The organism is Streptomyces sp. NPDC002564, from assembly GCF_042889645.1.
Lineage (GTDB): Bacteria > Actinomycetota > Actinomycetes > Streptomycetales > Streptomycetaceae > Streptomyces.
This window is the reverse complement of the sequence record NZ_JBIARE010000002.1, coordinates 803,861-814,932: the sequence shown is the minus strand read 5'-3', so window position 1 is coordinate 814,932 and position 11,072 is coordinate 803,861. Positions and strand designations below refer to the sequence as shown.

General features: G+C 73.7%; 9 protein-coding genes and 1 pseudogene. 3 read left to right on the top strand and 7 right to left on the bottom strand.

Annotated features, from left to right (window positions below; translation table 11 throughout):
• Positions 1-86: 86 nt before the first annotated feature.
• Genes ACFYXE_RS09860 through ACFYXE_RS09850 form a run of 3 tightly spaced genes read right to left on the bottom strand, consistent with a single transcriptional unit; the run spans position 87 to position 3,653 of the window.
• Positions 87-1,223, bottom strand: a complete 1,137-nt coding sequence (locus ACFYXE_RS09860) for a bifunctional 2-methylcitrate synthase/citrate synthase (protein ID WP_389310778.1) — start codon at positions 1,221-1,223, stop codon at positions 87-89.
• Positions 1,224-1,239: 16 nt separating this feature from the next.
• Entirely contained in the window at positions 1,240-2,145 is a 906-nt protein-coding gene (prpB, locus tag ACFYXE_RS09855) for a methylisocitrate lyase (RefSeq protein WP_389310776.1), read from the bottom strand.
• Entirely contained in the window at positions 2,145-3,653 is a 1,509-nt protein-coding gene (locus ACFYXE_RS09850; RefSeq protein ID WP_389310774.1) for an MmgE/PrpD family protein, read from the bottom strand. The genes prpB and ACFYXE_RS09850 overlap by 1 nt, the downstream gene beginning before the upstream one ends.
• A gap of 236 nt (positions 3,654-3,889) precedes the next feature.
• On the opposite strand from ACFYXE_RS09850, the gene ACFYXE_RS09845 reads away from it, so the two are divergent.
• Both ACFYXE_RS09845 and ACFYXE_RS09840 read left to right on the top strand, forming a co-directional pair.
• Positions 3,890-5,335 carry a short-chain fatty acyl-CoA regulator family protein gene (locus ACFYXE_RS09845; RefSeq protein WP_389310772.1) on the top strand — a complete coding sequence of 482 codons (1,446 nt, stop codon included), beginning with the start codon at positions 3,890-3,892 and terminating at the stop codon, positions 5,333-5,335.
• A 162-nt stretch (positions 5,336-5,497) separates the two neighbouring features.
• Complete coding sequence (locus tag ACFYXE_RS09840) at positions 5,498-5,908, top strand: hypothetical protein (RefSeq protein ID WP_389310770.1); 411 nt, start codon at positions 5,498-5,500, stop codon at positions 5,906-5,908.
• A gap of 51 nt (positions 5,909-5,959) precedes the next feature.
• On the opposite strand, the gene ACFYXE_RS09835 is transcribed toward ACFYXE_RS09840, so the two are convergent.
• The 3 genes and pseudogenes from ACFYXE_RS09835 to ACFYXE_RS09825 form a co-directional block, all read right to left on the bottom strand.
• The gene (locus tag ACFYXE_RS09835; RefSeq protein ID WP_389310768.1) at positions 5,960-6,364 is read right to left on the bottom strand and encodes a VOC family protein; all 405 of its coding nucleotides are present in this window, start codon (positions 6,362-6,364) and stop codon (positions 5,960-5,962) included.
• A gap of 30 nt (positions 6,365-6,394) precedes the next feature.
• A complete protein-coding gene (locus ACFYXE_RS09830; protein ID WP_361180165.1) occupies positions 6,395-6,640 on the bottom strand; it encodes a DUF6332 family protein in 246 nt (81 codons plus the stop codon).
• Between the two features lie 107 nt (positions 6,641-6,747).
• Positions 6,748-7,146 (bottom strand): annotated as a pseudogene (locus ACFYXE_RS09825) (winged helix-turn-helix transcriptional regulator); the annotation flags it as partial.
• A 103-nt stretch (positions 7,147-7,249) separates the two neighbouring features.
• Here ACFYXE_RS09825 and ACFYXE_RS09820 point away from each other — a divergent pair.
• Complete coding sequence (locus ACFYXE_RS09820) at positions 7,250-8,101, top strand: alpha/beta fold hydrolase (RefSeq protein ID WP_389310766.1); 852 nt, start codon at positions 7,250-7,252, stop codon at positions 8,099-8,101.
• Between the two features lie 30 nt (positions 8,102-8,131).
• Here ACFYXE_RS09820 and ACFYXE_RS09815 read toward each other — a convergent pair whose 3' ends face one another.
• Complete coding sequence (locus ACFYXE_RS09815; protein WP_389310764.1) at positions 8,132-10,861, bottom strand: discoidin domain-containing protein; 2,730 nt, start codon at positions 10,859-10,861, stop codon at positions 8,132-8,134.
• Positions 10,862-11,072: the final 211 nt, after the last annotated feature.

Genomic DNA, 11,072 nt, shown 5'->3' with positions numbered 1-11,072 from the left:
CCCCGCGCGCCGCTCACCCCCCCCCCGCCCCCCCCCCCCCGGCGGGGGGCGGGGGCCCCCCCCGGGGGGCCCCCCCCCGGCCGCCGTCACGCCGGGGAGGGCACGGCCCGCTGGTCCGGTCCCGCGTACGAGGCGAGGGGCCGGATCAGCGCGTTGTGCGCGAGCTGCTCGGTGATGTGGGCCGTCCAGCCGGTGATGCGGCTCATCACGAAGATCGGTGTGAACACCGGGATGTCGAAGCCCATCAGGTGGTAGGCGAGCCCGGCCGGATAGTCCAGGTTGGGGTGGATGCCGGTGCGGTCGGCCATGGCGTGCCGCAGCGCCTCGTGCAGCGTGGCGAGACGGGTCACGTCGGGCGCGCCGGCCCGGGCGACCAGCCGGTCCAGGGCGTCCTGCATGACGGGCACCCGCGAGTCGCCGTTCCGGTAGACGCGGTGGCCGAAGCCCATGATCCTGCGCCGGGCGGCCAGTGCCTCGTCCAGCCACCGCCCGGCCGCCGCCGGGTCGCCGATCTCGTCCAGCATGTGCATCACGGCCTCGTTGGCCCCGCCGTGCAGGGGACCCTTCAGGGCGCCGATCGCCGCGGTGACCGCGCTGTAGAGGTCGGAGAGCGTGGAGGTGACCACGCGGGCGGTGAACGTCGAGGCGTTGAAGCTGTGTTCGGCGTACAGCACGAGGGAGGTCTCGAAGCAGCGCACGACGGCCGGGTCCGGCACCTCCCCGAAGCACATGGCGAAGAAGTTCTCCGCGTACCCGAGGCCGGGGTCGGGCGGGACGGGCGCGAGGCCGCGCCGGCGGCGCTGGTCGGCGGCCACGACGGTGGGCAGTCTGGCCAGCAGCGTCAGGGACTTGGTGCGGTTCGCGGCCGGGCTTGCGTCGTGCTCGACGGGGTCCTCGGCGCCGAAGAAGCTGACGGCGGTGCGCAGCACGTCCATCGGGTGGCAGGTCCGCGGGAGCCGGGCCAGGAGCTCGGACGTGGTGCGGTCCAGCGGGCGCAGCGCGCGCTCGCGGGCCCGGAACTCGCGCAGTTGTCCGGGGTCGGGCAGTTCCCCGTACCAGAGGAGGTACGCGACCTCCTCGAAGGAGCGGCGGGCGGCGAGGTCCTGCACGGGGTAGCCGCGGTAGGTCAGGGAGTTGGACTCCTCGATGACGGTGGAGATCTCGGTGGTGTCGACGACGACACCGGCGAGACCGCGGTGGATCTGGGGCTCTCTGCGGGACATGGGGGTCTCCGGTGGGTCAGGTGCCGGGCGGCAGGGTGAAGTCGAGGACGGCCGAGTCGAAGGCCGCGTACCCCTCGTAGCGGAGGAGTTCGTACAGGCGGGAGCGGGTCTGCATGCGGGGCAGCAGGGAGTGCTGGGTGCCCTCGGCGGCCAGCGTGCGCAGCCCGTCCTCGACGGCGCCCAGCGCGAGGCGCTGCAGCGTGACGGGGTACAGGACGATGTTGTAGCCGAGGTCCCGCAGGGTGTGGGTGGTCAGCAGCGGCCCCTTGCCGAACTCGGTCATGTTGGCGAGCAGGGGGACGTCGACGGCCTCGCGGAACGCCGCGAACTCCCGCTCGTCCGCGAGGGCTTCGGGGAAGATCGCGTCGGCGCCCGCGTCGACGTAGGCCCTGGCCCGGTCGACGGCGGCGGCGAGTCCCTCGACGGCACGGGCGTCGGTGCGGGCCATGAGCAGGAAGTGGGGGTCCCTGCGGGCGTCGACGGCGGCCCGCAGGCGCCGGGTCATCTCGTCGCGGGGCACGACCGTCTTGCCGTCCAGGTGGCCGCAGCGTTTGGGGTTGACCTGGTCCTCCAGGTGGAGACCGGCCAGGCCCGCGTCCTCCAGGAGCTGGACGGTGCGGGCGGCGTTCATGGGCTCGCCGAAGCCGGTGTCGGCGTCGATGAGGACCGGCAGGTCGGTGACCCGGGTGGTCTGCTGGGCGCGGGCGGCGATCTCGGTGGACGTGGTCAGGCCGATGTCGGGGAGGCCGAGGTCGGCGGCGAGCACCGCCCCGGAGAGGTAGGCGGCCTCGAATCCCGCCTCCTGGACGAGTCGCGCGGAGAGCGGGTTGAGCACGCCGGGCATGCGCAACAGGCTTCCCGCGGCCAGCTGTTCACGGAAGAGCCGACGGCGCTCGGCGGGCGTGGTGCGGGTGTGCAGCATCAGAAGAGGCCCTTCGGCAGCCGCGCGTCGTGCGCGGCGACGGCCGCCGTGTCGACCGCGGGGAACAGGCCGTCGAGGTCGGTGGCGGAGAGCTCTGCCAGGTGCTCGGCGGCGGCCAGGAAGCGGTCCTGGGCGGCCGGGGTGACGACGCCCTCGGCCAGCGTGCGGAACTTGCGGGTGTAGGCCGGCCGGTCGAAGGGGCGGGCGCCGGCCGGGTGCGCGTCGGCGAGGGCCAGTTCGTCCTCGACGACCGAGCCGTCCGCCAGCGTGAGCACCGCGCGGCCGCCGAAGGCCCGGCGGGCCGGGTCCGGGTCGTGGTAGCGGCGGGTCCACGCCGGGTCCTCGACGGTCGTGATCTTCCGCCACAGTTCGACGGTCGCAGTCCGGCGGGCGCGCTCGGGGGCGTAGGAGCGTTCGTGGTGCCAGGTGCCGTCCTCCAGGGCGACCGCGAAGATGTACGGCACCGAGTGGTCCAGGGTCTCGCGGCTGGCGGTGGGGTCGTACTTCTGCGGGTCGTTGGCGCCGGAGCCGATGACGTGGTGGGTGTGGTGGCTGGTGTGCAGGACGATGGAGCGCACCCGCTCCAGCGGTCCCGCCCTGTCGCGCAGCCGCCGTGCCAGGTCGATGACCGCCTGGGCCTGGTACTCGGCCGAGTGCTCCTTGGTGTACGTGTCGAGGATCGCGCGGCGCGGCTCGCCGGGCTCGGGGAGCGTGACCGTGTAGGCGCTGTCCAGGCCGTCGAGCAGCCGGGCCAGGAAGCCGTCCTCGCCCTCGTAGATCGGGGACGGCGAGGTCTCGCCGCGCAGCGCGCGGTCGACCGCCTCGATCGCGGCCTTCCCGGCGAACGCGGGTGCGTACGCCTTCCAGCTGGAGATCTCGCCCTTGCGGGACTGCCGGGTCGCGGTGGTGGTGTGCACGGCCTGCTGGACCGCCTGGTACACCGTCGGGGTCGGCAGCCGCAGCAGCGCGCCGAGTCCGCAGGCGGTGGCGGCGCTCAGGTGCGCCACGTGGTCGATGCGGTGCTCGTGCAGGCAGATGCCCTTGACCAGGGCGACGTGCGTCTCGTAGGCGGCGATGATGCCGCGCAGCAGGTCGGCGCCGGTGCGGCCGGTGTGCTGGGCGACGGCGAGCAGGGGCGGGATGTTGTCGCCGGGGTGGGAGTAGTCGGCGGCCAGGTAGGTGTCGTGGAAGTCGAGTTCGCGCACGGCGGTGCCGTTGGCCCAGGCCGCCCACTCCGGCGAGATCCGGGTCGTGGTGCCGAAGACGGCGGCGCCGCGCGTGGCCGCCGGGTGGGCGCGCGCCTGGGCCCGGGCGACCGCGACCGGGCGGCGCAGCAGGGACGCCGTGGCGACGGAGGCGTTGTCGATGACGCGATTGACGGCCATGGCAGAGCTGTCGACGTCCAGTTCGTCGGTGCCGGTGGCCACCGACGCGAGTTTCCAGGCGAGTTGCTCCTCGCGGGGCAGGCGGTCGGCGCTGGGGTGCACGCGGACGTGGTGTTCTTTCACGGGGCTCCTCACCGGGTCGGCGCGGCGGGGGTAGCGCTGCCGCGCCTGCGGCGTGATCGGGGTCGGTGGGGTCGAGCCTCTCGCCGCGCGGCCCGGTCGGCCACCCGTCCCGGGAGCGGATTCCGTACACGTACCGGCTGCGGATCTGCGGATTCTGCGGACCGTGCGGATGCTAGATTCGCAGGCCAGGACCCACTGTGCGGGGCAGTGGGAGCGGGAGGAACGGAGGTGCGGACATGCCGCGCCGGCCTGCCGACCGGAAGATCTACGCCCACGCCAAGCTGCGCAGGCTCCGCCGCGACCGGGGCATGAACCAGGTGGAGATGGCTCGGGCCCTCGGGATCTCCACCAGCTACGCCCATCAGCTCGAACAGGGCCAGCGCCCGCTGACGGCGCCCGTGCTGCTGCGGATCGCCGAAGTGTTCGGCGTGGACGCCGAGTTCTTCTCCGAGGCGGCGGAGGACCGGCTCGCCGCCGATCTGCGGACGGCACTCGCCGACGAGGCGTGCGGGGCGCCGCCGCCCGGCGCCGAGGACATCGCCGAGGCGGCCCGCGACCACCCGGAGGTGGCGCGCGCCCTGGTCGCCCTGCACCGGCGCTACCGCTCCGTCGCCGAACAGGCGGCCGCCCTCGCCTCCCCCGGCTCAGCCGCCGCCGCGCTGCTGCCCGCCGAACCGCACGACGAGGTACGGGACTTCTTCTACGCCCACCACAACCACTTCGACGTGCTGGACGCCGAGGCCGAGAAGCTGGCGGCGGACATCGGGCTGCGTCCGGGCCGGGCCGCCGAGCCGCTCGCCGCCCACCTCGCCGAACGGTACGGCGTGAAGGTGGTGCGCGCGGCGGGTGCGCCGGGCCGCACGGCCGACGCCCGGCACTACGACCCGGACGCGGGCCTGCTCTTCCTCTCCCCCACGCTCACCGACGGCCGGCGGGCCTTCCAGGTGGGCACCCAACTCGCCCTGCTGGCACACGGTTCACTGCTCGACACGCTCGCCCACGGCTCCGCCGAGCTGACCTCGCCGCAGGCGCGTGCCCTGGCCCGGATCGGTCTCGCGAACTACTTCGCGGGCGCGCTGCTCCTGCCGTACGCCGCCTTCCACGCGGCGGCGGAGGAGGTGCGCTACGACGTCGAGCTGCTCTCGGCCCGCTTCGGCGTCGGCTTCGAGACGGTCTGCCACCGCCTGAGCACCCTGCAGCGCGCCGGGCGGCGGGGCGTGCCGTTCTCCTTCCTGCGGGTCGACCGGGCGGGCAACATCTCCAAACGGCAGTCGGCCACCGACTTCCACTTCTCCCGGCTGGGCGGCACCTGCCCGCTGTGGACGGTGTACGAGGCGTTCTCCGCGCCCGGCAGGACCCTGACCCAGGTGGCCGAGATGCCGGACGGCAAGCGGTACTTCTGGGTGGCCCGGACCGTGACGCGCGGCGCCCTCGGGCACCACGCGCCGCGCGCCGAGTTCGCCGTGGCGCTCGGCTGCGAGCTGCGGCACGCCCACCGTCTGGTGTACGCCGAAGGGGTGCTTCTCGACCGGCCCGGGGCGGCCACGCCCATCGGTCTGGGCTGCCGCATCTGCGAGCGCAGGGACTGCGCGCAGCGGGCCCGGCCACCGGCCGGCGGGCGGCTGGCCGTCGACCCCGACCGCCGCACCCACGTGCCCTATCCGGTGCTCGACGAGGCCTGACCCGGGCGTTCTGCCTGCTTCGCGACCACTCCATGACCGGTCCGTGCCCAAGCGTGCCCACCCGTGTCCCTTCGGACCTCGCACCCCGTTGCACTGTGCAAGGATGCGTGCGACCGACCGCCGCTCACCGCCTTCCGCGTCTCCTCTCGAAGGCCCACCGCCATGAGACAAGTGCCCTCACTCCTCTTCGTCCTGTACGTGGCCTGCACCCTGTGCAAGACCCGCATCGCCCACCTCGAATTCACCCCGCCCGGCTCGGACCCCGTGAGCATGGCGCGCCGGGACGCGCACAGCCGCTCCGCCTATGCCGCGTCGAGGGATCCCCTGCTCTGGTGGTTCATCGTCGAGAGCGAGGCCTATACGAATCGCGCGGGCGAGAACGTCTCGGCCGACGACGCGGAGCGCTACCGGCGGGCCTTCCGCTATCCGCGCACCTTCGCGCGTGTCCACACGGCGGGGCTCAAGGGCGACGCGGGGTTCTGCGCGGAGTGCGACGTCCCGTACTGCACCCAGCACTGGCGGCGCGACGAGGACGGCGAGGGCGAGCTCTGCCCGCTGGGCCATTGCCGCTGAGCGCTGCGCCGACACCGTCCGGCAGCCGGGGAGTGTCTCGGCGATCTCCCCCTAGGTGAGGGGGCCGGGCCCCAGGGCCAGTCGCGGTACCCGGGCGCGCAGGAGGCAGAACACGTTGCCCTCCGGGTCCGCGAGGACCTCCCAGTCCTCCTCGCCGGTCTGCCCGACGTCGGCCCGGACGGCACCGAGCGCCAACAGCCGCTCCAGCTCGGCCCCTTGGTCGCGGTCGCTGGCGTTGACGTCGAAGTGCAGCCGGTGCGGGCCGGTGCGCGGCGCGCTGTTCGGGCTCAGGACGAGGGTGGGGTGCGCGCCGCCGAAGCCGGTTGCGGGGCCGATCTGGATGCTGCCGTCGTCCTCGCGGTCGAGCTCCACATAGTCGAGGACCTCGCACCAGAAGGCGGCGAGCCGCCCGGGATCGGCGGCTTCCACGACCAGTTCGGTGATGCGGCATGCCATGTCCGGAAGTGTACTGAGGCCGGTGGGCCGTCAGTCGCGCCGTGCCGCGTACCGCCACAGGACGTGGACGACCCGGAGGACGCCGAGGAGTCCGCCGAGCCATGCGCCCGCCATCAGCATCAGCGTGTCGGCGGCGGAGGGCAGGTCCCAGACCCAGGTGGGCCCGGCGATCGCCCCGAACACCAAGGCGCCGAGCACACAGGCACTGACCAGTGCGTAGCCGATCTCCACCGTGATCGCGTCGCGCTCCGGCTGACTTCGTCTCCCCGTTGTCATGGCCCAAGTATGAGCCCGGACGGGCCTCGTGAACACGGCGGTTTCCTGCCGGGCCGGGCAGCCCGGTCGCCCCCGCCGAGGTTCAAGGGGTCGAGCCGGGGGGGCGCCTCGTCGGCGAGCTGGTTGTTGCGGTCGATCTCCGGCATGTGGGTCTCGGCCCAGGTCCGCAGGGCGGAGAGGGGTGCTTCGAGGGACAGGCCGAGCCCGGTGAGCCGGTAGTGGACGGCGGGCGGCACGGTGGCTTCGACCCTGCGCGCGACCAGGCCGTCGCGGACCAGGCTCCGCAGGGTGACGGACAGCATCTTCTGGGAGATGCCAGGGATACGGCGCCGCAGTTCCGCGAAGCGGAGCTCGGCCGGAGCCTCCTCGGCCAGCACCTTGACCACCATCGACGTCCACTTGGTGCCGACGCGGTCGAGCAACTGGCGGGCCGGGCAGCGCGGATCCAGCACGTCACCCCGCTCACCGGGCCGTGGGCCGGGGGCGCCGGTCCTCGATGTGGTCACTCGGAGCTCACCACCTGAAGGGAAAGTGCCGTCTTGGACGGACCAGGTTAGTTCCCTAGCGTGACCTGGTCACCTTTCCTCACCACACTCCTGGAGCTTCGCCATGCCCGAACTGCGGCGCGTCCCCGTCAACGGTGTCGAACTGAACGTCGCTCTCGACGGATCGGGCCCGGCCGTACTGCTGCTGCACGGGTTCCCGCACACCTGGGAGCTGTGGACGGACGTGATGGCCGACCTGTCCGGCCACTATCGCGTCATCGCCCCGGACCTGCGCGGGATGGGCGCGAGCAGCCACGCCGCCGCCGGGTACGACGCGGGCACCCTGGCCGAGGACGCCGCGGCGCTGCTCACCGCCCTCGACGTGTCGTCGGCCGCGGTGGTGGGCATCGACGCGGGTGCCGCGCCGGCCTTCCTCCTCGCCCTGCGGCGCCCCGGTCTTGTCCGGCGCCTGGTGGTCATGGAGTCCCTTCTGGGCACGCTGCCCGGTGCGGAGGACTTCCTCGCCGCCGGGCCGCCGTGGTGGTTCGGCTTCCACTCCGCCGCGCCCGGCCTCGCCGAGACCGTCCTGGAGGGCCACGAGGCCGCCTACGTCGACTGGTTCCTGCGGGCCGGAACGCTCGGCGACGGGGTGCGCCCCGCCCTGCGGGACGCCTTCGTCCGCGCCTACACCGGCCGCCAGGCGCTGAGCCGCGCGTTCTCCTACTACCGGGCGCTGCCCGAGAGCGCGGCGCAGATCGAACGGGCCGTCGCCACCGCCCGCCTGACGGTGCCGACGATGGCGCTGGGCGCCCGGCCCGTCGGTGCCGCGCTGGAGCGCCAGCTCCGCCCGGTCACCGACGATCTCACCGGCCACGTCATCGAGGACTGCGGGCACATCATTCCGCTGCACCGCCCGCGCGCCCTGCTCGGGCTGCTGCGTCCGTTCCTGGCCGGTGCGGGCGCGGGAGCGGCCTGACCGGGGCGGGCCGGGCTTCCGGCACCCGCCCTAGTCCACCCGCAACTCCCTGATGCCCGGGTGCTTCTCGGCGTCCGCCTCGCCGCGCACGGTGACGCGCACATAGCGTGCGGGCCGCTCCTCGTCGGGCCGGGCGCGGTGCCAGGTGCGGCCGTCGCGGGAGAGCTCGACGCGGTGGGCGACGGGCTCGGTGGCGGTCCAGACGGGGGTGACCTCGTGGACGCGCACGGACCTGCCGAGGTCCGCCGTCAGGTGCCCGCGCGGCCCTTCGGGGACCCAGGCCGTCGCCGTATTGCCGTCGAGGGCGGCACCCGCGTACTGGCCGGGCTGTTCGGACGAGGCGGTGGCGGCGGTGCAGCGGGCCGCGTTGGTGGTCGGGGTGAGGTCGGGGCGCCGGGTCTTGAGGACGGCCGGGGAGTCCTTGCCGACGGTCCGTTCGCCCCGGGGCGTGTCGAGCGTCATCGGGGCGCCGTGGGTGAGGCGCACGGTGGTCCGGTGGGCGCCGATCCCGATGTCGAACGTGCGCCCCTGCCAGGCCAGTCCGCGCAAGGTGACGCCGCGGTCGAACTGCGGGGGCAGCATCGGGTCGAGGCGGACCCGGTCCTCGCGCATCCGCAGGCCGGTCAGGCCGTGCGTGAAGGTCTGCAGGAAGCCGCCCTTGCCGGTGAGGAAGTCGTGCGCGGGCGAACCCGACAGGGGGTCCTCGGCCCCCGCCTTGTCGCCGCGCGCCTCCGAGAACTGCGCGAAGGGGCCACGGACGAACGGCCTGATGGAACGCTCCAGATAGGTGTACGTGGAGCAGCCCGCCTCGCCGATGCCCGCGGCGTCGACGGCGTGCACGGAGTCCGTCATGGCGGGACCGTCCGGGTCGGTGCGCTCGGCGTAGTGGTCGAGGGTCGCCGCCGCGGCGCCCCGGGGCATCGGCCACTCCAGCGGGTACATGAGCAGCACCGTGTCGGCCTGCTTGATGGTGCCGCCCTTGTACCCGTCGTACTGCTGGAAGACCTTGCGCTTCGCGTCGTACGGGATGCGGATGCGGTCGGCGATCGACGTCCACGCGGCGGGTGCGCGCTCGCCGAGGAGGGCGGCGGCACGGGTGGCGTGGCGCAGGGCGGTGGCGGCGCCGGCGTTGGTGAAGACGGCGTCGTCGACGCCGTTGCTGTACTCGTCGGGGCCTGCCGTGTCGTTGATCGAGTAGCTGCCGTCCTTGTTCCGGTCGACCCGGCTCGCCCAGTATGCGGCGATGCCCTTCAGCACGGGCCAGCCGCGCTCGCGCAGCCATGTGGTGTCCTTGGTGGCCTGGTAGTACTGCCAGGTGGCCAGGGAGATGTCCGACTGGAGGTGGACCTGGGTGCGGCAGTGCGGCGGGTCGACGCTGTGGCACTCCTTGGCGAGGTCGCCCGAACTTCCGCTGTTCCAGGGGTAGAAGAGGCCCTTGCGGCCGAGCTTGCGGGCGTTCTCGCGGGCGCCCTCACGGGTGCGGTAGCGGTAGTCGACGACGGACCTGGCGAGCTCGGGGCGGGTGGCGAGCAGGCCCGGGTACATCCAGGTCTCGGCGTCCCAGAAGATCAGGCCCGCGTAGTCGTCGCTGGTCAGACCGGCGGGGGCGATGCTGTCGGACGCGCCGGAGCGGGTGTTGGCGAGCAGGCCGTACTGGGCGGATCGCAGCCACGTCTGCATGTCACGCTGTCCGGGCACCTCGATGTCGCTGCGCCACAGCCGCGCCCAGGCGGCGGTGTGGGAGCGCAGCAGGGTCCGCCAGCCGCGGTCGGCGGCGCGCCGGGAGGTGGCGGTGGCGTCGCGGCGGGGCGCGCGCGAGGTCAGGGCCGTGTCGACGCCGACGTACTTGGTCACGTCGTAGGACCGCCCGCTTCGGACGCGCAGGCCGAGGGACTGCCGTGCCGTCAGTTTTTTTGCGGGTGCCGCCTGTTGGAATGCCGCTCCGGCCGGTCCGGACTCGGTGCGCAAGGTGGAGGCGACGGCCCCGTCGACCTTCGTGCCGTCCGTGCGGAAGGCGACGTCCATGGTCGGCGCGGTGCCCGCACGGCCGACGCCGGTCCTGTCGCCCCCGCCGGTCTGCCGGATGCGGCGCGCGCCCCGCCCGTCCAGCAGGTCGGTGACCTTCGCCCGGCCGTTCCAGTGCGGCGTCATGCGCAGGCGGACGGCGCCCGCGTGCGGGTCGGTGCGGTCGGCGAGCACCTCGTACACGAGGTCGGTGCGGCGCCCGTCGGCGGCGGTCCACGTCAGCGCCGTACGGACGATCCCGCAGTGCAGGAGGAGCGACTGCCGGTAGTGGGAGATGCGGCCCGTCGGCGTCGAAGAGTTGAAGGTGTCGCCGTGCGCCCCTCCGGTGCTGACGGTGAGCGCGGTCCAGGTGGGCAGGGCGGCGACCGCCTGGCGGTTCCCGGCGGTCCGCTCGTTGTGGGCGTACAGGCCGGCGACGAAGGAGCCGTCGTAGCGCGGGGTGAACAGCGGCCAGCCCGTCTTGGCCCCGCCGCCGGTGTATCCGGCGCCGTTGGGCGGCACGCGCTGGCCCAGGTAGCCGTTGCCGACGTAGGCGTGGTGGGTGTCCCCCGCGTCGGGGCGGGTGGTGCCGGGCGCCCAGCCCTCACCTGTGCGGCAGTTCGCGTCCGTACGTCCGGCGGTGGCGTCCGGGGCCGAGTGCGAGGACGCGGGCGGCACCCAGGCGACGAGTGCTCCGGCCACCAGGACCGCGGTCAGCCGGACGGCACGCGGCCGCGCACCGAGGGAGTACGTCATTGTTCTCCGTCACTCTGGTTCACTCAGGCTTCGCCTGCGAGGTCCAGGGACCATAAATTTCCTGAACGATCCACGTCAAGAGATGCGCGTTTACGGTCAAGTGTCGAACTCATATGGGCTCTGGTCGGCCGCCCGGGGCACGGCCATCCGGGCACGCGGCGCCGACCCGGCGGGAGCGGATGCCCGGCCCCTCCCCCGGAGAGCTCCGGCG